The following is a 20,727-nucleotide window of genomic DNA, read 5'->3' on the forward strand; positions in this document are numbered from 1 at the left end:
GTTAATTATTGCTCAATATTGCACTCACTCACCATGCGCCAGCTATTTCCGAGCGTGTGCGTTTCCCCTTCCACTGTTACCGTGCAGCGGCTGCGAATATCGCCGCTGTTAGCGCCGACGCGGATTTCAAACTCGCCAGGCTCGACAATGCGAACGCCATCGCGGCTCGTGAAATTGAGCATATCGACAGGGATGCGGAACGTGACGCACGCGCTCTCGCCAGCCGCAAGTGATACCCGCCCGAAGGCTTTCAGCTCCTGCACCGGCCGCACCAGCGACGCCACTTTATCGCGCACATAAAGCTGCACCACCTCGCTGCCCGGCTGCGTACCGCTGTTGGTGACGGTGACAGATGCCTCAACATCGCCGTCCATCGGCACCCGCGCCTGCGCTATCTCCAGCTCACCGTAGCGGAACGTCGTCCAGGTTTTGCCATAGCCGAACGGGTAGCGCGAGCCGAAGTGAAACGCGTAAGGCGTGCCGCCGCTCTTGAGCTTGTGGTTGTAATAGTAAGGCATCGCGCCTGCGCTTTTAGGCACCGACACAACCAGCCTGCCCTGCGGCTCGTGCTTCCCGGTCAGCAGATCCGCAATTGCGTGGCCGCCCTCCTGCCCCGGCGCCCAGGCCATCACCCACGCCGCGACGCATGATTCCAGCCCGCCCAGGTGATAAGGCCGCCCGCCGGTCATCACGACCACCACCGGTTTGCCTGCCTCCACCAGCGCCTCCAGTAGCTGTTGCTGCACGCCCGGCAGTTGCAGGCTGTCGGTGTCAGAGCCTTCGCCCACGGTGCCGCTCTGGAAAAGCCCGGAGAGATCGCCCACAAACGCCAGCACTACGTCGCTTTCGGTGGCAAGCCGCACCGCCTCCGGGATCAATGATGTGTCGTCAGAGACCGGCGACTGCTGCATCGGTTTTTCGCCGCTGTCACCGGGGAAGACCGGCGCGCCCGCCATGCGCTTTTCAATGATATGGCACCCTTTCGCGTAACCGGTCAGCGCGATGCCAGGCTGTTCGCGCAGCGCTGCCAGCGGCGTCGTCACCTGGCTGGTCTGCTCCAGCATGTCGCTGATAATGAGATGCACCGGAAAGCTGTAGCCGCTCAGCAGCGCCAGCGGATCGTCCGCCGTCGGCCCGACAACCGCCACGCGCGGCGTGCCTTTAAGCGGCAACACGCCATTATTTTCAAGCAACGTCAGGGAACGCGCTGCTACCTCACGGGCAATGCGGCGCGTGTCGTCGCTTTGCAGCACAATGTCGTTCTCATCGGCGTAAGGATGTTCAAACAGCCCAAGACGGAATTTCTCCGCCAGCACGCGCGCGACAATTTCATCAACTTTTTCCATCGTTATCAGTCCGCGCTCCAGCGCCTGTGCCAGATGACGCGCGCAGTCATCTTTCGGCAGCTCGATATCCAGACCTGCGTTAAAGGCGAGCGCCGCCGAGTGCGCCGCGTCCTGCGCCACGCCGTGATGCTGATGCAGCAGGCTCACGCCGCCGTAGTCGGCGACAATAATGCCGTCGAAGCCCCACTGCTCGCGCAGCACTTTAGTGAGGAGGAAATCATCGGCGTGCGTCGGCACGTTGTCGATATCGTGGTAAGCGGGCATCACTGAACCGGCGTGTGCGAGCTTCACCGCCATCTCAAACGGCAGCAGGAAGGTATCACTCAGCTCGCAAAAGCCGAGATGCACCGGCGCATGGTTGCGCGCGCCCTCGCTGAACGAGTGGCCGACATAGTGTTTCAGCGTCGCCAGCAGGTCGCGCTTTGGCCCCTGCAACCCTTTCACATAGTGCGTCGCCATCAGCCCCACCAGCCACGGATCTTCGCCGAACGTCTCTTCCGTGCGGCCCCAGCGCACGTCACGCGAGACATCCAGCACGGGTGCCAGCCCCTGATGGCAGCCGACAGCCCGCGCTTCCTGGCCTATCGCCTGCGCGGCCTGCTCCACCAGTGCCGGGTCCCAGGTCGAGCCGTAGTTGAGCGATGAGGGGAACAGCGTCGCGTCTTTACATAACAGCCCCACCAGGCACTCTTCGTGGAACATGGCCGGGATGCCAAGCCGCGTCTCTTCCACCAGCATACGCTGTAGCCGGTTGGCGGCGCGCACGCCTTCACGCGGTGCGACGATATGCGTGCCGAGCGGGCGCGTTATCTGCCCCGCGCCGCGTTTCAGCCGCTCCGCCAGGGCCGCCTGCTGGGTGGCCCCGGAAAACTCATCGCTCAGGTCGGTGCGTTCCCGGTGATCGCCGTCCGGCGACAACACCAGCCAGTAAGCGTGCATCTGGGCGAATTTCTCCTCCGGCGTCATGCGGGCGAGCAAATCGGCGACGCGTTCAGCCACCGGACGGGTTGGGTCCTTATAGATTGTCATCGGTTACTCCTGAATAGCAGGCTTGAGAGAGGGGGTGTCTTCACGCAACTGGCGTTTTTGCACCAGCTCCGCGGCGATGGCGGCCACGCGGCGGCTGCTGAGCTGATAGAAGCAGAGCAGCAGCGCCATCAGTAAAAAGAGCGCGCACGGGATGAGCGTGAACAGCGCGTTAATGGTGGTCAGCACGCTGGCGCTCTGGGTCGCCTGGTTTGGCAGGTAATCGACCATGCCGAGGATCCAGCCCACCACGGCCCCGCCGAGCGCCAGGCCCAGCTTGATGGCGAACAGCGCGGTAGAGAAGACCAGGCCGTCGAGGCGACGCCCGCTGCGGTGCTCTTCGTAATCCACCACGTCGGAAAACATGGTCCACTGCAGCGGCGTGGTCAGGTTCTGAATAAAGCTAAAGACAATATTGATGGCGAAAATTAACCAGACGGCGGTTGGGGGAATAAAGAATATCAGCGCGGCGAGAACCACGAAGCTAATAATCGTCCACTGGTAGGAACGCACGCGGTCATATTTCCCGAGCAGGCGCTCTGATAATAACGCACCGGTAAGATTCGCCACCATGCCGGAGACAATAAATACAAACACCAAATCCGGGCGCAGCAGAACATATTTCACGTAATACATGGTGGCGGAGCCGCGCGTCACCACCGCCGTTAATAATAAAATATTGAACAGAAATATGATGCGCCACTGGCTGTTGGCCGCCAGCAATTTTAAATCTTTAAGCATGGAACTACTGGCGTCATTCACCGGCAGATAGCGCTCGCGGGTCATGAAAAAACAGCAGAAAAAGAGCACCACGCCCAGTAATCCCATCAGCCCCATCGCGTAGAAATAGCCTTTCTGCGCGTTACCGCTGCCGAGCCAGTCCACCATCGGCAGCGCTATCACGGTGACGATAAGCCCGCCGATAAACGACAGCCCAAAGCGCCAGGATTGCAGGGAATGGCGCTCGCGCGGGTCCATGGTCAGCGAGCCGGGCATCGCGCAGTACGGGACGTTAATCGCCGAATAGACGAGGCTCAGCAGGCTGTAAGTGACGCAGGCGTATACAATTTTGGTGGTTTCGCTCGCCTGCGGCACATAGAAGGTAATCAGGCAGCTGGCGCCAAACGGAATGGCGAACCAGAGCAGCCACGGGCGAAAGCGGCCATAGCGGGTGCGGGTGCGGTCCACCAGCGCGCCGATGCAGGGATCGACAAATGCGTCCACCGCCCTGACCAGTAAAAACATGGTGCCCATAATCGCGGCGGGCAGACCGAAAACATCGGTATAGAAATACGCGAGAAATAGCGTGGCGGTTTGCCAGACCAGCGCGCTCGCCATATCGCCTAAGCCGTATCCTATTTTATCTTTTGTCGTAAGAGCAGAGGTGAGGTTCATTATTATTGGCCTTATCAACGTTAGAAAGCGTGTTTCTCGCACGCAAACCACGGGTGCGATATCAGGCCTAAGTATTGTGAACGCACCGCCCCCCAACAATTGCAGAAATCCACAGCCAGTTTATGATTTTTTGCTTTTTCCCGTATTTGTGATGTGGTGCAAATTACCCGTTGCAAATAAAAAACCCGCCATCAGGCGGGTTTGAAAATATATTCCGGAGCGTTATTTCTTAAGCTCGGCCAGGCTCAGCCAGGTTTGCACCACGGTATCCGGGTTAAGCGAGAGCGAATCGATCCCCTCTTCCATTAACCAGGCGGCGAAGTCTTCGTGGTCCGACGGCCCCTGTCCGCAGATGCCGACATATTTGCCCTGCTTTTTCGCGGCACGGATCGCCATCGACAGCAGCGCTTTCACGGCGTCGTTGCGCTCGTCGAACAGTTCAGAGACTACGCCGGAGTCGCGGTCGAGGCCGAGCGCGAGCTGCGTCATGTCGTTAGAGCCAATCGAGAAGCCGTCGAAGTGCTCAAGGAACTGCTCGGCCAGCAGGGCGTTGGACGGAATTTCGCACATCATAATGACTTTCAGCCCGTTCTCGCCGCGCTTCAGCCCCTGGCGCGCCAGTTCATCCACCACCGCTTTCGCCTGATCCACGGTACGCACAAACGGGATCATGATCTCCACGTTGGTAAGCCCCATCTCGTTGCGCACGCGTTTCACCGCCTCACACTCCAGCGCGAAGCAGTCGCGGAAGCTGTCAGCCACATAGCGCCCCGCGCCGCGGAAGCCGAGCATCGGGTTCTCTTCATGCGGCTCGTAACGCTCGCCGCCCACCAGGTTGGCGTATTCGTTGGATTTAAAGTCAGACAGACGCACAATTACACGCTTCGGCCAGAATGCCGCGCCAAGCGTCGCGATGCCTTCCGTCAGACGGCCCACGTAGAACTCCACCGGGCTGTCGAAGCCTTTCATCATCTCGCGGATCTGGTTTTGCAGCGCCGGCTCCTGCTGGTCAAACTCCAGCAGCGCGCGCGGGTGCACGCCGATCATGCGGTTGATGATAAATTCGAGACGCGCCAGGCCCACGCCTTCATTCGGCAGGCAAGCGAAGTCAAACGCGCGGTCCGGGTTGCCGACGTTCATCATCACTTTCAGCGGCAGATCCGGCATGGTATCGACGCTGGAGCTTTTGACGCTGAAATCGAGAAGATCGGCATAGACGTAGCCGGTATCCCCTTCGGCGCACGAAACCGTCACTTTTTCGTCATCTTTAATGCGCTCGGTGGCGTCGCCGCAGCCGACGACCGCCGGAATGCCCAGCTCGCGAGCGATGATCGCCGCATGGCAGGTACGCCCGCCGCGGTTGGTGACAATCGCCGCCGCTTTTTTCATGATCGGTTCCCAGTCCGGGTCGGTCATGTCGGTGACCAGCACATCGCCCGGCTGAATGCGGTTCATCTCGCTGATGTCATGAATGACCTTCACGGTGCCCGCACCGATGCGATGGCCAATGGCGCGGCCTTCCGCTACCACTTTCCCCTGTGAATGCAGCGTGTAGCGCTCCATCACCTGGCCGCGCGAGCGCACGGTTTCCGGACGCGCCTGCACAATAAACAGCTTGCCGGTGTGACCATCTTTAGCCCACTCGATATCCATCGGGCGGCCATAGTGTTTCTCAATCTGTACGGCCTGTTTCGCCAGTTCCTGCACTTCTTCCGGCGTGATGCAGAAACGGTCGCGTTCAGCCTGCGGGACATCTTCGATGCGCACCTGCTTGCCATGCTCCTGGGTATCGGCATACACCATACGGATTTTTTTCGAGCCCATGGTGCGGCGCACAATTGCCGGACGGCCTTTTGCCAGGCCCGGTTTATGCACGTAGAATTCGTCAGGGTTGACCGCACCCTGCACCACCATTTCGCCAAGACCATACGCGGCGGTGATAAACACCACCTGGTCGAAGCCCGATTCGGTATCAATGGAGAACATCACGCCAGAGGCCGCGAGATCGGAGCGCACCATACGCTGCACGCCCGCGGAGAGCGCGACGCCGCGGTGATCGTATCCCTGATGCACGCGGTAAGAGATGGCGCGGTCATTAAACAGCGAGGCGAACACATGTTTCACCGCCACCATCACCGCATCGATGCCCTGCACGTTCAGGAAGGTTTCCTGCTGGCCCGCGAAGGAAGCGTCCGGCATATCTTCGGCGGTGGCGGAAGAGCGCACCGCAAAGGAGGCGTCGGCGTCATCGGCGGAGAGCTGCTCATAGGCTTCGCGGATCGCCTGCTCCAGCTCCGGCTGGAAGGGGGTGTCGATAATCCACTGGCGGATCTGCGCGCCGGCTTTCGCGAGCTCAGTGACGTCGTCGATATCAGTTTTATCCAGCAGTTCATAGATACGCTGGTTAACGCCACGGCTTTCGAGGAACTGATTAAACGCCACGGCAGTGGTCGCAAACCCGTTAGGCACAGAGACGCCCATACCGGACAGGTTAGTAATCATTTCACCGAGGGAGGCGTTTTTGCCCCCAACTCTGTCTACATCATTCATGCCGAGCTGGTTATACCAAAGTATGAGCGATGACGAGCCATTGTTGGACATCGAAGCAATCCTTTTATGATATGAACGGAATTAAGAAACACCTGACAGCCGTTTTAGCCTGGCATAGAAAACGCTGCGGGAAAAACGGTGAATCGTTCAAGCAAATTGAAAATTTCAAATTTTCAGATAAATTCCGGATTGGGTAACTTCTTGATTAGGCTGGATTACTCTTTTGGACTATGATTTACAGTGATATTTGCTGACAGGAACGCATCATTCGCTAAGAATAAAAACAGTGTTTCAATATTAAAAATGAGAGAAGTGCCATGCCCCCGGTATAAGCATTATTTTATGCTTAAGATGATACTCAACCTGAATTAAGGACGGATACAATGGATAATGTTGTCGATCGCCAGGTCTTTTATATTTCTGATGGAACCGCTATCACCGCAGAAGTATTAGGCCATGCGGTGATGTCGCAATTTCCGGTCAGCATCAACAGCATTACCCTGCCGTTTGTTGAAAACGAAAGCCGCGCCAGAGCGGTGAAAGAGCAGATTGACGCCATCTTCCAGCAGACCGGCGTGCGCCCGCTGGTGTTCTACTCCATCGTGCTGCCCGAGGTGCGCGAGATTATTTTGCAAAGCCAGGGGTTCTGCCAGGATATTGTTCAGGCGCTGGTCGCCCCGCTTCAGGAAGAGCTTCGTCTCGACCCGTCGCCGGTCGCTCACCGTACCCACGGCCTTAACCCCGCCAATCTGAATAAATATGATGCGCGCATCGCGGCGATTGATTATACCCTCGCCCATGACGACGGTATTTCGATGCGCAATCTCGATCAGGCGCAGGTGATCCTGCTTGGCGTTTCGCGCTGCGGCAAAACGCCCACCAGCCTCTATCTGGCGATGCAGTTCGGTATCCGGGCCGCCAACTACCCCTTTATTGCCGACGATATGGACAACCTGAATCTCCCGGCGGCGCTGCGCCCGTTCCAGCATAAGCTGTTTGGGCTGACGATTAACCCGGAGCGGCTGGCGGCCATCCGCGAAGAGCGGCGCGAGAACAGCCGCTACGCCTCAATGCGCCAGTGCCGCATGGAAGTCGCCGAAGTGGAAGCGCTCTACCGCAAACATCAAATCCGCTACATCAACAGTACTAACTATTCGGTGGAAGAGATCGCCACCAAAATCCTCGACATCATGGGGCTTAATCGCCGCATGTACTGATAAACTAGTACAAAGGTGCGGGAGTCTGTGTTAGGGTAGCATCACGTGGCCCGGTGAATCTTTTAATAGCCTTGTATTCAGGGCGGATTGGTTTATCGTGATGCCCATCACTTCCGGCGCTGATGCCGATGAAGCAACAGATTCTGAGACACCCATGATTAAAACCGATGAACTCCGTACTGCGCGTATCGACAGCCTGATTACTCCGGCTGAACTCGCAGAACGTTACCCCGTGACGCCGGCGGTCGCAGGCCATGTGCTTGACGCCCGCCGTCGTATTGAAAAAATCCTTAACGGCGATGACCCGCGTCTGCTGGTGATTATCGGCCCCTGCTCGATTCACGATCCACAAGCGGCTGTGGATTACGCCCGCCGTCTGGTGCGCCTGCGGGAGAAATACGATTCCCGTCTGGAAATCGTCATGCGCACTTATTTTGAAAAGCCGCGCACCGTGGTGGGCTGGAAAGGGCTGATCTCCGACCCGGATCTCAACGGTAGCTACCGCGTCAATCACGGTATTGAACAGGCGCGTCGCCTGCTGCTCGAAGTGAACGCGCTGGGCGTGCCGACCGCCACCGAGTTTCTCGATATGGTGGTCGGCCAGTATATTTCCGATCTCATCAGCTGGGGCGCTATCGGCGCGCGCACCACCGAGAGCCAGATCCACCGCGAAATGGCCTCGGCGCTCTCGTGCCCGGTAGGCTTTAAAAACGGCACCGACGGCAACACGCGTATCGCGGTGGATGCCATTCGCGCGGCGCGCACCAGCCATATGTTCCTCTCCCCGGATAAACATGGCCGGATGACGATTTACCAGACCAGCGGCAACCCGTACGGGCACATCATTATGCGCGGCGGGAAAACGCCGAATTATCATGCCGAAGCCATTAGCGACGCTTGTGAAGCGCTGCGGGAATTTGATTTACCGCAGCGGCTGGTGGTGGATTTCAGCCACGGCAACTGCCAGAAACAGCACCGCCGTCAGCTTGATGTCTGTGATGATATCTGTCAGCAGATCCGCGCGGGTTCAACCGGTATCGCAGGCGTAATGGTGGAAAGCTTCCTTGTGGAAGGCACCCAGAAAATTACGCCCGGCACGCCGCTGACCTACGGCCAGTCGATTACCGACCCGTGCCTCGGCTGGGATGACAGCGAAACGCTGCTGGAACGGCTCGCCCTGGCGGTGGAAAGCCGTCTCTGAAAAGTGCTTTCTGCGTGCATACTAAAAAGGGAAACCCAGTGTTTCCCTTTTTTACGCGCCTGCGTTAAGCGTTTAGCTCGAACAGCTCACTTCCAGATGCTTACCCCAGTCCGGCGGGCGATGGGTGTAGTCATCGTCGCGGTCGGCGAAGGGGTTACGCAGCGCCTCCAGCAGCCGCGACAGCTCACTCGCGTCGTCACGCTCCGCGGCTTCGATGGCGCGCTGCGCCAGCCAGTTGCGCAGCACCAGCGCCGGGTTGACGGATTTCATCAGCCGCTGACGCGCGTCATCCTCTACCCCTTCTTCTTCCAGCCGCGCGCGGTAGCGGGCAAACCAGGCATCAAAGGTGGCGCGGTCAATAAACTCATCGCGCAGCGGCGATGCAGACGAGCGCTGTTCCGTCTCGCTCAGCATCCGGAAGGTGCGCGTGTAGTCGCTCCCTTCGCGAGCCATCAGCGTAAGCAGCTCACGCAGATAGTCGTTGTCGCCCTCTTTTTCGACAGTAAAGCCAAGCTTCGCGCGCATCTGACGGCCCCACTCACGCAGCAGCGCGGGCTGGTAGTCATCCAGCAGCGCATTGAGCCGCTCGGCCGGGATAATCGGCGAGAGCGCCTGCGCCAGACGTTGCAGATTCCAGAGACCAACACCCGGCTGGTTGTCGAAGGCGTAACGCCCCTGGTAATCCGTATGGTTGCAGATAAAGCCCGGCTGGTAGTCGTCGAGAAAACCGTACGGGCCGTAATCCATCGTCAACCCGAGGATCGACATGTTATCGGTGTTCATCACGCCGTGCGCGAAACCGACGCACTGCCAGCTCGCCATCAGCTGCGCGGTGCGCGTGACGACCTCGCCAAACCACAGCGCGAAGCGATCCTCCTCCTGCGCCAGATGCGCGAAGTGATGTTCAATCACATACTGCGCCAGCTCACGCACGCGCTCCGGTTCACGGCGATAGTAAAAATGTTCGAAATGGCCGAAGCGCACATGGCTTTCGGCGATGCGCATCAGCATCGCGCCGCGCTCGGTGGTTTCGCGTCGCACCGGCGTGTCGCTGGTGACAATACTGAGCGCGCGGGTGGTGGGAATGCCAAGCCCGTGCATCGCTTCCGAGGCGAGAAATTCTCGCACCGTGGAGCGCAGCACCGCGCGGCCGTCGCCCATCCGCGAATAGGGCGTGAGGCCCGCGCCTTTCAGATGCCAGTCCAGCTTGCGGCCATCGCTGAGCTGCTGTTCACCAAGCAGAATGCCGCGTCCGTCACCAAGCTGGCCGGCCCAGACGCCGAACTGATGACCGCTGTAGACCTGCGCCAGCGGCGCCATGCCCGGCAGCAGCGTTTCGCCGCCCCAGACGCCTGCGGGGCCCTGGTAGTCAAACAGCGTTTTAGGCAGTTCCAGCGCCTGCGCCAGCGGCGCGTTATGAAAGAACAGACGACTGTTATTTAGCGGTGTGGGGGTTAATTCAGTATAAAAACCTGGCAGTTCATCGCGCCAGGTGGCGGTAAAACGGGGATGTTGGCTCATGGCTCCTCCTGCACTAAGTGTAGTGCGTTATGGAGGCGTTAAACACGGTGCAGGTTTAAGGTTATTGCGCCATGGCGAGCGTCAGAACGAGGGTTTCACCATCCATAGCGGGCCACAGTGCGCCCTGTGCCCCACTGAACCCAAGGCGGCGCGCTTCGTCGAGTGTCTCTTCGTTATCGACGCCCGGCAGGATCAGCGTCTGGCAACTCGGACCGACCTGATTGGCAATCGCGTACATAAACGGCTCAAACATCCCGCCCGCGCGCCGTTTCTGCACGAACGTTTTATCCAGCGCGACGCGACGAAACAGACCGTCGAAAATCGCACGCCCTGTCGCAGCCCCGGCGCCAAAGTTGCTCAGCATTAATGGAAAATAACGAGACAGCGAAAACATCGTTTTATTTTCTTTACCTTTATTAAGTTCAGGAAAATTCTCATTAATGCCCAGCTCAAGAAACGGTAATTGGGCGAGTCGCGCCCGTAATGTCGGGCTGGATAAAATGGCACTGGCTATCTTATGATCAATGTTTACGACAGCAAACAGTGAATTTTTTATAAATGCTTCACGCCACTTTTCAAGCAAACTTATTTTTTCGTAAAAAAGCATTAATCTTTCTTCAGAATTAATTCTTGGGATAATGAATTCCGTCGGAAAGCGAACCTGTGCATTCAGGCTTGTGAAATGGGCAATAACTTCCATGCCCAGCAGCCCCCCGGAAGTATGGGCGATCGGGGCGAACAGCAGATGAGACTGATACCGTGTATCGAGCGAAACAATCATATTGTCTGCCCTGCGCGTTATTAATGGGAGCCCGCTATACTGGATTAAGTCACTATCACGTGCAACCAGGTTGATTCTGTTAAAGTATTTATCGTGCCGTTTCGGCACCAATTTCAGATTACTCCTTACAGAAAGAGCTTATCCTGGTATTTCATTTGACACCAGTCCCCATCAGATCCTTTACAGAATCGCGCTCCATCATTTTGGGTGTGAATATTTCCTGTTCAGTTTCTTGTTCCAGTAATTTTTTCGCGCCGTAACGTGCCATTTCGGTAATTGGGAAGTGGACGCTGGTCAGACGTGGACGAACAAAATCGGCGCGCTCGCCGCTGTCATAACAGATACAGGAAATATCCTGCGGAATACGTAAACCTTTTTCATTAATCGCCAGCATCGCGCCCACGGCCATCTCTTCATTACAACAATAAATGGCGGTGGGTCGGGTGCGCTCAAGCAAAGCCTGCATTTGCAGATAACCGCCCTGTAGCGAGTAATCGGCTTCCAGACAGGCCACCGGCGTCAGCCCTGCCGCTTCCATGGCATCGAGAAAGCCCTGCAACCGCAACTGGCTGGAGGCGCGTGAAAGCGGGCCATGAAGGCAGGCAATCGCCGTGTGGCCACGCGTCAGTAAATAACGGGTGGCAAGCGTACTGGCACCGCGATGATCAAACGTGACGCAGCGCGATTCCAGACCCGGCACGTCGCGATCCAGAATAATAAAGCGCCGCCCCGCCGCCGCCATCTCGCGCAGCGCGTCGTCGTCGAGCATACGAACGTGCAGCAGCAAGCCGTCGCAGCGCAGGTTATAGAGCTGGCTGATTGCGTCGCGTTCGTTCTGCGCGCTGTCACGCCCCTGCGTCACCAGTAGCTGTTTGCCGTGGCGCTGCGCCTCGCTCTGAACGGTATCCATCAGCGCGCCGAAAAAGCCGCCGCGGTAAGAGGTAGTGACAAGCCCGATGGTGTGGCTCTGGCTGGAGGCCAGCGCGCGCGCCGCCGGATTCGGCGAGTACCCGAGTGCCTGAATCGCCGCTTCGACGCGCGCACGGGTATGTGATTTGACTTTACTGTCGCCATTGACCACGCGTGAAACCGTGGCGCGGGACACGCCCGCATGGGCGGCGACATCTTCCAGAGTAACCATCAGGCGATCCCTTTCATCTGTGAGGCCACCTGATAGTACCCGAAATTTTCGCGCCGGGTGAGCTTATCCCCGGAATTGCGGCAGGTAGTCGCGGTTCAGCGTCAGCACTTCTTCGAGCAGCGATTCAGCGAGCACCGCGTCGCCCACCAGCGGGTTGGTTACGAGCGCCAGCAGGCCGCTGTCGCGGCAACCCTCCACCGCCGCCTGAATGGTGAGCCGTTCATACGTTTTTACCTGCACCGTTAAGGCGTGCATCGCGGGCGGCAGCGCGCCGAACACCAGCGGATGCGCGCCCTGGGCGTCCACCACGCAGTTGGTTTCCACTACGGCGTCGTCCGGCAGTCCGTGAATAGCCCCGTCGTTGGCGGTGTTGACCACAAGCGTGGTGCCGAGGTTGTTATGGATAGCGTCAATAAGCTCCAGCGCCACTTGCGAATAGAACGCGCCGCCGCGAAAGCTCAGCTGCTCCGGTTTTTGCGACAGGTGCGGATCGCTATACAGCCCGAAGAGTTCACGCTCAACGGCCATTACCTGCTCTGCGCGGGTGCCGCGGCCGCGCGCCGCCTCAATCTCTTCTTTCAGCATCTGGCGGCTTAAGTAGAAATAGCGGTGGTACGGGCACGGGATTGCGCCGAGCGCGCGCAGCAGCGGCGCAGGCCACGGGGCTTCCTGAATGTTGTTCATGGTGAGCGTCGCCCCGTTACACAGTTTATCGAGCACGTCCTGCGTGCGGTCTTCGCCGCGCACCGTCACCTGATGCACCCACACCATATGATTCAACCCCGCAAAACGCAGCGCCACTTCCTGCGACGGCGCGCCAAGCATCGCGGCTATCATATGGTGCATGGTGACCGGCACATTACACAGCCCGATGATTTTCGCCCGGCTGTGACGCTGCACCGCCTCGGTGACAATCGCCGCCGGATTGGTGAAGTTGATTATCCAGGCGTCCGGCGCGAGCGCCTCTACTTTACGGGCGATATCCAGCATTACCGGAATGGTGCGCAGCGCTTTGGCAAAACCACCGACGCCGGTAGTCTCCTGGCCAATCAGCCCATATTTCAGGCCAAGCCGCTCGTCGGCGGCGCGCGCCGGGAGCTGGCCGACACGCAGTTGCGTCAGCACAAAGCGGGCGCCGCGAATCGCCTCATCGGGCGTGAAATGCACGGTCACACGCACGTGCGCCAGCCCATTTTTATCGAGCATGCGGCGCGTCAGGCCCGCAATGATCTCTACTTTCTCGCGCCCCGGCTCGACATCCACTAACGCAAGTTCATGCAGCCTGATGCTCGCTTTGCGGGCGATAAGCCCTTCCACCAGCTCTGGCGTATAGCTGCTGCCGCCGCCGATAATGGCGATTTTGATAGTCTGTTCGGTCATGACGTTCTCCCTGTGGTCTGTGCCGAAGCGGCGACGGCATCGTTTTCCTGCGCCTGCGCCCGCTCCTGGCTGATAAGCTGTTTTTCATACACTTTAAAAAAGGGGTACCAGAGCAGTCCGTCCACCGCCAGCAGAACGACCACCAGCAGCGCGGCGCGTATATCCCAGGCGGCGGAAATCATCGCCCCGAGCGGCGCAGGCGCGGTCCAGGGTGCCATCGCCACCATTTTCTGTACCAGATCCATCTCCAGCGCAGCATACGCCAGCACGGTATTAACGAGCGGCACCAGCATCAACGGCACAAACAGCGTCGGGTTCATCACCACGGGCGACCCGAACAGCAGCGGCTCGTTAATGTTAAAGACTGCCGGCACAACGCTAAGCCGCCCGATGGTTTTCAGATGCGCCGAGCGGCTTCGCAGGTACAGCACCGCCAGCACCAGCGTCGAGCCGGAGCCGCCGATGCACACATAGAATGCCCAGAACGGGGCCGTGAGGATTTGCGTGGTATGCGCGCCCTGGGAGAGCAGCGCCGCGTTGGCGGCGATATTCGCCATAAACAGCGGGTTCAGTAACCCCTGCACCAGATTGTCGCCGTGGATACCGGCAAACCAGAGCAGATTCGCCAGCAGTACGCAGAGTAAAATCGCAGGCAGGCTGTCGCCTGCAGCAATCACCGGCTGGAAAAGCTGCATCACCGCCGCCGGGATAAGCATCTGGAATTCGCTCTGCATGACCAGGCTTAGCGGGTAAACGGTGAGCAGAATGCCGGTCATCGGCAGCAGCAGATCAAACGAGCGCGCGATGGCGGGCGGCACCTGCTCCGGCAGGCGCAGCGTAATGCCATATTTTTTAAGCAGCCGCGTCAGTTCCACCGACCAGATGGCGCATAGCAGCGCGGTAAACACGCCCTGCCCGCCGAGGAAATCGAGCGACAGTTTGTTATCCACCTGCGGCGCGGCGGCAAGCAGAAAAGCCGTCATGGAGAGCAGCCCGGCCGTCAGTCCGTCAAGCTGGTACGATTTCGCGAGGCTATACGCCGTTCCGATGGAAACAAAGACGCTCATCAGCCCCATCGTCATAAAAAACGGCATCGTGATGGTGTTCCAGTGCGCTTTGGCGAAGCCGAGCCAGAGCCTGCCAAAGGCAGACGTCGTCGTCTGATCAAACGGCGGATTCGCGATGACCAGCATGATGCTGCCAATAATGAGAAACGGCATGGCGCAGATGAAGCCATCGCGAATAGCGATGATATGTCGCTGGGTGCCAATACGTCCGGCGAGCGGCGCGATATGGCGCTCCACCAGCGCCATCAACCCGGTATAGAGACTCATAGCGCACCCCGTGTTACGTGATACATGCGATTTCCCCCGTTGCGTGACGTTAAAATGAGAGCGCTCTCAATGCTGTCTGAATGTAACGCAGGCGGGAAATCACCACTGTGAGAGCGCTCTCATTATGGTTTTAAAAAAAACAGAAGCGGGAAATACAGGGTGTCCCGCCGCAGCTGCGGCGGGCGTGAATCAGATGCGGCGGGCCTGCCAGAACTTTTTACGCCAGTAGACGTTATCGAGTGAGGAGCGCATTACGCCACGGCTGGTGGAGGCGTGGATAAACTGGTTATCGGTGTCGTAAATGCCAACGTGCAGGCCGTTTTGCCCGGAGCCGGTTTTGAAAAAGACCAAATCGCCCGGGAGCAAATCGTCTTTATCAATCTCAGTACCTATCTCCGCTTGTTCGCGGGTTTCACGCGGCAGCCTCAGCGAGAAACGATCGCGAAAGGTCATCATCACAAAACCGGAACAGTCCACCCCACCGCGGCTCATGCCGCCATAGCGGTAAGGCGTGCCGTACCAGTGGTTAAGCTGGTCGTTGAGTTCGGCGATCACGGTGATGGAGTCGGAAAGTCGTGCGTTTGGCGGCGGCGCGCGGTGGGAGCTACATCCCGCCAGCAGCAGCGTCGCAACAAGAAAGATCCATAGCCGCATTTTTCAGGCAAATCCTCTGGCCTTGTGATTTTTCGCTAATGTAGCCGCCAGCGCGTCGGCTGGCAAGATGGTCGCGCTCAGAGCGAATTGATAAGCAGGCTGTGGCCGTCAATCTGTAAGCGGCGAAACGGCAAGCCGTAAGCCTCGCCGAGCCGCAACGGCGTCATCACCTCATCACGCGCGCCCTGGGCGAGCATTTTGCCCTGGCGTAGCAGCCAGACGCGATGCGCGTGGCGCAGCGTATGGTTTAAATCGTGACTGCTCATCACCACCGCAATCCCTGACGCCGACAGCGTAGCCAGAAGCCTGTCGAGCGCGGCCTGCTGCGCGACGTCCAGACTGTTCATCGGCTCGTCGAGAATCAGCAGCCTGCCGTGCGGATGATTGCGCGGGTGAGTTTGTAAGATAACACCGGCGAGGCGCACGCGCTGCCATTCGCCGCCGGAGAGCGCGTTAACCGGGCGCGCCAGCTTGTCGTCAAGCATCAGACTGTGCGCCACCTCTTCCAGCGCGGCGGCGCACTGCGCCCCACCGTGGAGCGTCAGATAATGCCAGACCGGCATAGCGAACGGCGGCGTCTGCTGCTGCGTCAGATACGCCCGCTGGCGCGACAGCGTGGCCGCACTCAGCGAATCAAGCGCTTTACCGTTAAAGAGGATCTCGCCTGTGCCATCAGACAGGCCCGCCATACGATGCAGCAGCGTGCTTTTGCCCGCCCCGTTGGGGCCGACAAGATGGACGATATCGCCCGCCTCAAGCGTCGCGCTAAGCGGCCCAAGCCGGGTGCCTACCGCGACATCACGCAGCTGCATCAGTGGCGTCATTATTTCGCCAGCGCCAGCTTAATGGCTTCCATTACAATCGGATCTTCTGGCGTCATATCCGGCGAGAAGCGTTGGATCACCTGACCGTCGCGGCCAACGAGGAATTTTTCAAAATTCCACAGGATGTCGTCCGGGTAGAGCGGCGCGCGGCCTTTACTCGCCATCCGCTCATAGAAACCGCTCTGCTCCGGCGCGACGGCTTTCGGCGCGGCGGCGATGAGCTTCTGATACAGCGGGTGGCGGTTGTCGCCGTTGACGTCGATCTTGCTGAACATCGGGAACGTCACGCCGTAAGTGGTGCTGCAGAACGTTTTGATCTCGTCTTCGCTGCCCGGCTCCTGACCCAGAAACTGGTTGCAGGGGAAACCCAGAACGCGAAAGCCGGACGGCTCCCAGGCTTTGTGAATATTTTCAAGCTGCTCATACTGCGGTGTCAGCCCGCACTTTGACGCGACGTTGACGATCAGCAGCACTTTGCCTTTGTACTGCTCAAGCGAAATGGTTTCACCGTCAATGGTGGTCACTTCGGTATTCAGAATGTCGTGTTGCATAGCTTCCCCTTAAGAATAGTGAGATGGAACTAGCGTCCAGCCTTTAATAATAGCCAGATAAATACCGGCGCGCCCAGGGTGGCGGTGACCACGCCAATCGGCAACTCTGCAGCAGCGAGCGTCAGACGCGCGATGATATCGGCCACCAGCAATACCCCGCCGCCCGCGAGCATCGCGGCGGGCAGCAATACGCGGTGGTCGGTAATCCCGCACAGGCGCAGCATATGCGGCACCACAAGGCCGACAAAACCAATCGCGCCGGCCAGCGCCACGCTGACGCCTGCAAGCCAGCCGGTAAGGATGACCAGCGCGTTGCGCCACAGCCAGACCGGCAGGCCAAGCTGGTGCGCGGAAACTTCGCCGAGAGACAGCATGTTCAGCGCCCTCGCCTGCATACCTCCCCAGACGAGCGGCGGAAGCAGCGCGAGCATCAGCCAGCCCTGCTGCCAGTCGATGCCGCTGAAACCGCCCATCATCCAGTACATCAGCTGGCGCAGGTCGAGACTGGTGGAAAAATAGACGGCCCAGGTCATCAACGCGCTACAGACGATACCGAGCGCAACGCCCGCCAGCAGCAAACGACTGGTGGAAAGATGACGCCTCGCGAAGTGCAGCAGGATAAGCGTCGCGATAAGCGCCCCCGCGATGGCGCATAACCCGAGCGACCAGCCCGGCAGCGCGCCACCGCCCAGCATGACCGCCGCCACCAGCCCCACGCCCGCGCCGTTGGAGACGCCGAGCAGGCCTGGTTCTGCGAGCGGGTTTTCAAACAGCGCCTGCATCATGGCACCGCAGAGCGACAGCGCCGCGCCTACCAGCACGACGGCGAACGTTCGCGGCAGCCTGATTTGCCAGACGAAGAGCTTTCCTGCGTCGCCGGACCACGCCGTCGGCCAGAGCCAGAGGTCGCCCGCGCAGAGGCTTACCATGACTGCCAGCAGCAGCGCCAGCGTAAGGCCCGTTAGCACGCGTCGCTCGCGGCGGCGTTGGATATGGATGCAGAGGGAAAGTGAGGCCAGTTGAGGTTTCATGCCTTTGATTTTACGGCTCGCTTTACGCAGGGCAAAGAAAAAAGGCCGCGGGATGCGGCCTTTTTGGTCAGGTCAGATTAACTTTCTTTCGGCGAAGCGTTCTCTACGCGACTTTTCAACTTCTGCCCCGGGCGGAAGGTAACCACACGGCGAGCCGTAATGGGAATATCTTCACCGGTTTTCGGGTTGCGTCCGGGACGTTGGTTCTTATCACGCAGGTCAAAATTACCGAAACCGGAGAGTTTTACCTGCTCGCCATTCTCCAGAGCGCGACGGATCTCTTCGAAAAACAGCTCTACCAGTTCTTTGGCATCCCGCTTGCTAAGCCCAAGCTTATCAAACAGATATTCTGACATTTCAGCTTTTGTAAGCGCCATAGGTTCAATCCCTCAATGATGCCTGGAATCGCTCTTTTAGTGCCGTTACACATTTCGCAACAGTAGCGGCAATCTCGTCTTCTTCGAGTGTACGGCCGGTATCCTGAAGGATCAGGCTGATGGCAAGGCTCTTATAACCCTCCGCAACACCCTTACCGCGGTACACGTCAAATAAGTTTACGCCAACTACCTGATTTGCGCCAACTTTCTTACATTCGGCCAAAATATCTGCTGCCGGTACGTTTTCTGCCACCACAACGGCGATGTCGCGGCGGTTCGCCGGGAAGCGGGAAACCTCCTGCGCCTGCGGTATGGCACGCTCGGAAACCTTGTCCCAGAGCAGCTCAAACACCAGCGTACGGCCATTGAGGTCAAGCTTGCGCTCAAGCTCAGGATGCACAACGCCAATAAAACCAATGCGTTCGCCTTTTAAATAAATGGCAGCACTTTGGCCAGGATGCAAGGCCGGATTGGCTTCTGCACGGAACTCAATTTCAGATAATTTACCGGTAAGTTCCAGAACCGACTCCAGCGTCCCCTTCAAATCGTAGAAGTCAACGCTGGCTTTCGCCAGATCCCAGTGTTCTTCATAACGGTTGCCGCACAGCGCACCTGCCAGCATAAGATCCTGGCGGATGCCGAGGTCTGCCTGCGTATCAGGTACAAAGCGCAGGCCCGCTTCAAAGATGCGCACACGGCTCTGCTGACGGTTCTGGTTATAAACGACCGTGGTGAGCAGACCAGGCAGCAGCGACAGGCGCATTGCCGACATTTCGCTGGAGATCGGGCTTGGCAGGATCAGCGCCTCTTCACCCGGATGCAGCAACTGCTGCACTTTCGGATCGACGAAGCTGTAGGTGATCACTTCCTGGTAGCCATGATCGTTCAGCAGCGTTTTCACGCGCTTGAGGGAGAGATCCGCTTCGCGATGGGAACCCATCACCAGCGATGCCTGCACCGGCTCGTTCGGAATGTTGTCGTAGCCATAAACGCGGGCCACTTCTTCCACCAGATCTTCTTCAATGGCGATGTCAAAACGCCATGACGGCGCGATCGCCTGCCATTCGTCCTGCCCTGCAGTAACTTCACAACCGAGGCGCTTAAGGATGTCGGTCACCTGTGCATCGGCAATGTGATGGCCGATCAGACGATCGAGTTTACTGCGGCGCAGCGTGATGGTCTCGCGCGTCGGCAGGTGGGTTTCACTGGTGACATCAATAACCGGGCCTGCTTCGCCGCCGCAGATATCGAGCAGCAGGCGCGTGGCGCGTTCCATCGCTTTAAACTGCAGTTGCGGATCAACGCCGCGCTCGTAACGGTGAGAGGCGTCGGTATGCAGGCCGTGACGGCGCGCGCGGCCGGTAATGGCGAGCGGCGCGAAGAACGCGCACTCCAGCAGCACGTTGCGGGTTTCGCCGTTAACGCCGGAGTGTTCGCCGCCGAAAATACCACCCATCGCCAGCGCTTTTTGATGGTCGGCAATCACCAGCGTATCGGCGTTCAGGGTCGCTTCGTTGCCGTCCAGCAGCGTCAGCGTTTCGCCCTCTTGCGCCATACGCACCACGATGCCGCCGTCGATACGATCGAGATCGAACGCGTGCATCGGCTGGCCCAGCTCAAGCAGGACGTAGTTAGTGACGTCAACGACGGCATCGATAGAACGAATGCCGCAGCGGCGCAGTTTTTCGCGCATCCACAGCGGCGTCGGCGCGGTCACATCGATGCCTTTCACGACGCGACCCAGATAGCGCGGGCAGGCGTCTGCGGCGTCGACCTGAATCGGCAGCGTATCATTGATAGTCGCCGCGACCGGCGCGATGTCCGGCGCATTCAGCGGCTCGGCGTTGAGTACCGCGACATCGCGCGCTACACCGATAATCCCGAGGCAGTCGGCGCGGTTCGGCGTGACGCTGATTTCGATGGTGTTGTCATCAAGCTTAAGGTATTCGCGAATATCCGTGCCAATCGGCGCATCTGCCGGCAGTTCGATAATGCCGTTATGATCGTCGGAAATGCCAAGCTCTGAGAACGAGCACAGCATCCCTTCGGACGGCTCGCCGCGCAGTTTTGCCGCTTTAATTTTAAAATCGCCCGGCAGTACCGCGCCAACGGTCGCCACCGCCACTTTCAGACCCTGGCGGCAGTTCGGCGCGCCGCAGACGATATCCAGCAGACGATCGCCACCGACGTTAACTTTCGTGACGCGCAGTTTGTCGGCATTTGGGTGCTGACCACATTCAACGACTTCGCCAACGACCACGCCGTGAAACGCACCCGCGACCGGCTCCACGCCGTCCACTTCCAGGCCCGCCATCGTGATTTGATTCGCCAGCGCCTCGCTGTCGAGGGCCGGATTAACCCACTCGCGTAACCACAGTTCGCTAAATTTCATTGTTCT

General features: G+C 58.8%; 16 protein-coding genes. 2 read left to right on the top strand and 14 right to left on the bottom strand.

The genetic code is table 11. The features are described from left to right. Nucleotides 1-5: 5 nt before the first annotated feature. From AFK66_RS10885 to ppsA, 3 genes are all read right to left on the bottom strand, one after another. Complete coding sequence (locus AFK66_RS10885; protein WP_032983099.1) at nt 6-2,375, bottom strand: glycoside hydrolase family 3 N-terminal domain-containing protein; 2,370 nt, start codon at nt 2,373-2,375, stop codon at nt 6-8. Nucleotides 2,376-2,378: 3 nt separating this feature from the next. Next, nucleotides 2,379-3,767: an MFS transporter gene (locus tag AFK66_RS10890; RefSeq protein ID WP_007783719.1), complete on the bottom strand. Its 1,389-nt coding sequence runs from the start codon at nt 3,765-3,767 to the stop codon at nt 2,379-2,381. A 222-nt stretch (nt 3,768-3,989) separates the two neighbouring features. Further along, on the bottom strand, nt 3,990-6,368 hold the full coding sequence (ppsA, locus tag AFK66_RS10895; RefSeq protein ID WP_023898899.1) for a phosphoenolpyruvate synthase: 2,379 nt from the start codon (nt 6,366-6,368) through the stop codon (nt 3,990-3,992). A 332-nt stretch (nt 6,369-6,700) separates the two neighbouring features. On the opposite strand from ppsA, the gene ppsR reads away from it, so the two are divergent. Beyond that, a complete protein-coding gene (ppsR, locus tag AFK66_RS10900; RefSeq protein WP_007783713.1) occupies nt 6,701-7,534 on the top strand; it encodes a posphoenolpyruvate synthetase regulatory kinase/phosphorylase PpsR in 834 nt (277 codons plus the stop codon). 154 nt (nt 7,535-7,688) lie between these two features. Next, nucleotides 7,689-8,735, top strand: coding sequence for a 3-deoxy-7-phosphoheptulonate synthase (locus tag AFK66_RS10905; RefSeq protein ID WP_032968131.1), 1,047 nt, complete (start codon nt 7,689-7,691; stop codon nt 8,733-8,735). Nucleotides 8,736-8,807: 72 nt separating this feature from the next. Here the strand turns inward: AFK66_RS10905 and selO are convergent, their stop codons facing one another. The 11 genes from selO to pheT all read right to left on the bottom strand — a co-directional run bounded on the left by selO (nt 8,808) and on the right by pheT (nt 20,721). Continuing rightward, nucleotides 8,808-10,256, bottom strand: coding sequence for a protein adenylyltransferase SelO (gene selO, locus AFK66_RS10910; protein ID WP_023898901.1), 1,449 nt, complete (start codon nt 10,254-10,256; stop codon nt 8,808-8,810). A 61-nt stretch (nt 10,257-10,317) separates the two neighbouring features. Beyond that, complete coding sequence (locus AFK66_RS10915; RefSeq protein WP_007783705.1) at nt 10,318-11,037, bottom strand: EAL domain-containing protein; 720 nt, start codon at nt 11,035-11,037, stop codon at nt 10,318-10,320. Nucleotides 11,038-11,188: 151 nt separating this feature from the next. Next, nucleotides 11,189-12,178, bottom strand: coding sequence for a LacI family DNA-binding transcriptional regulator (locus tag AFK66_RS10920; protein ID WP_023898902.1), 990 nt, complete (start codon nt 12,176-12,178; stop codon nt 11,189-11,191). A gap of 63 nt (nt 12,179-12,241) precedes the next feature. Beyond that, complete coding sequence (locus AFK66_RS10925) at nt 12,242-13,558, bottom strand: 6-phospho-beta-glucosidase (protein WP_023898903.1); 1,317 nt, start codon at nt 13,556-13,558, stop codon at nt 12,242-12,244. Then, entirely contained in the window at nt 13,555-14,892 is a 1,338-nt protein-coding gene (locus tag AFK66_RS10930) for a PTS sugar transporter subunit IIC (RefSeq protein WP_007783696.1), read from the bottom strand. The genes AFK66_RS10925 and AFK66_RS10930 overlap by 4 nt, the downstream gene beginning before the upstream one ends. A gap of 189 nt (nt 14,893-15,081) precedes the next feature. Beyond that, entirely contained in the window at nt 15,082-15,546 is a 465-nt protein-coding gene (locus tag AFK66_RS10935) for an NlpC/P60 family protein (RefSeq protein ID WP_007783693.1), read from the bottom strand. Between the two features lie 77 nt (nt 15,547-15,623). After that, nucleotides 15,624-16,370: a vitamin B12 ABC transporter ATP-binding protein BtuD gene (gene btuD, locus AFK66_RS10940; RefSeq protein ID WP_007783690.1), complete on the bottom strand. Its 747-nt coding sequence runs from the start codon at nt 16,368-16,370 to the stop codon at nt 15,624-15,626. Next, the gene (locus AFK66_RS10945) at nt 16,370-16,921 is read right to left on the bottom strand and encodes a glutathione peroxidase (RefSeq protein ID WP_004387815.1); all 552 of its coding nucleotides are present in this window, start codon (nt 16,919-16,921) and stop codon (nt 16,370-16,372) included. The genes btuD and AFK66_RS10945 overlap by 1 nt, the downstream gene beginning before the upstream one ends. 29 nt (nt 16,922-16,950) lie before the next feature. Then, entirely contained in the window at nt 16,951-17,952 is a 1,002-nt protein-coding gene (btuC, locus tag AFK66_RS10950; RefSeq protein ID WP_032968130.1) for a vitamin B12 ABC transporter permease BtuC, read from the bottom strand. Nucleotides 17,953-18,029: 77 nt separating this feature from the next. Then, nucleotides 18,030-18,329 (bottom strand): integration host factor subunit alpha, encoded by a 300-nt coding sequence (gene ihfA / locus AFK66_RS10955; RefSeq protein WP_007676383.1) that lies wholly within the window; start codon nt 18,327-18,329, stop codon nt 18,030-18,032. Between the two features lie 4 nt (nt 18,330-18,333). Further along, on the bottom strand, nt 18,334-20,721 hold the full coding sequence (gene pheT / locus AFK66_RS10960) for a phenylalanine--tRNA ligase subunit beta (protein WP_007783675.1): 2,388 nt from the start codon (nt 20,719-20,721) through the stop codon (nt 18,334-18,336). Between the last annotated feature and the right edge of the window lie 6 nt (nt 20,722-20,727).

This window comes from Cronobacter malonaticus LMG 23826 (assembly GCF_001277215.2).
GTDB lineage: Bacteria > Pseudomonadota > Gammaproteobacteria > Enterobacterales > Enterobacteriaceae > Cronobacter > Cronobacter malonaticus.

Coding starts and splice junctions, on each gene's coding strand:
- AFK66_RS10885 (WP_032983099.1), bottom strand. CDS start 2,375: ATGACAATCTATAAGGACCCAACCCGTCCGGTGGCTGAACGCGTCGCC.
- AFK66_RS10890 (WP_007783719.1), bottom strand. CDS start 3,767: ATGAACCTCACCTCTGCTCTTACGACAAAAGATAAAATAGGATACGGC.
- ppsA (WP_023898899.1), bottom strand. CDS start 6,368: ATGTCCAACAATGGCTCGTCATCGCTCATACTTTGGTATAACCAGCTC.
- ppsR (WP_007783713.1), top strand. CDS start 6,701: ATGGATAATGTTGTCGATCGCCAGGTCTTTTATATTTCTGATGGAACC.
- AFK66_RS10905 (WP_032968131.1), top strand. CDS start 7,689: ATGATTAAAACCGATGAACTCCGTACTGCGCGTATCGACAGCCTGATT.
- selO (WP_023898901.1), bottom strand. CDS start 10,256: ATGAGCCAACATCCCCGTTTTACCGCCACCTGGCGCGATGAACTGCCA.
- AFK66_RS10915 (WP_007783705.1), bottom strand. CDS start 11,037: ATGATTGTTTCGCTCGATACACGGTATCAGTCTCATCTGCTGTTCGCC.
- AFK66_RS10920 (WP_023898902.1), bottom strand. CDS start 12,178: ATGGTTACTCTGGAAGATGTCGCCGCCCATGCGGGCGTGTCCCGCGCC.
- AFK66_RS10925 (WP_023898903.1), bottom strand. CDS start 13,558: ATGACCGAACAGACTATCAAAATCGCCATTATCGGCGGCGGCAGCAGC.
- AFK66_RS10930 (WP_007783696.1), bottom strand. CDS start 14,892: ATGAGTCTCTATACCGGGTTGATGGCGCTGGTGGAGCGCCATATCGCG.
- AFK66_RS10935 (WP_007783693.1), bottom strand. CDS start 15,546: ATGCGGCTATGGATCTTTCTTGTTGCGACGCTGCTGCTGGCGGGATGT.
- btuD (WP_007783690.1), bottom strand. CDS start 16,370: ATGACGCCACTGATGCAGCTGCGTGATGTCGCGGTAGGCACCCGGCTT.
- AFK66_RS10945 (WP_004387815.1), bottom strand. CDS start 16,921: ATGCAACACGACATTCTGAATACCGAAGTGACCACCATTGACGGTGAA.
- btuC (WP_032968130.1), bottom strand. CDS start 17,952: ATGAAACCTCAACTGGCCTCACTTTCCCTCTGCATCCATATCCAACGC.
- ihfA (WP_007676383.1), bottom strand. CDS start 18,329: ATGGCGCTTACAAAAGCTGAAATGTCAGAATATCTGTTTGATAAGCTT.
- pheT (WP_007783675.1), bottom strand. CDS start 20,721: ATGAAATTTAGCGAACTGTGGTTACGCGAGTGGGTTAATCCGGCCCTC.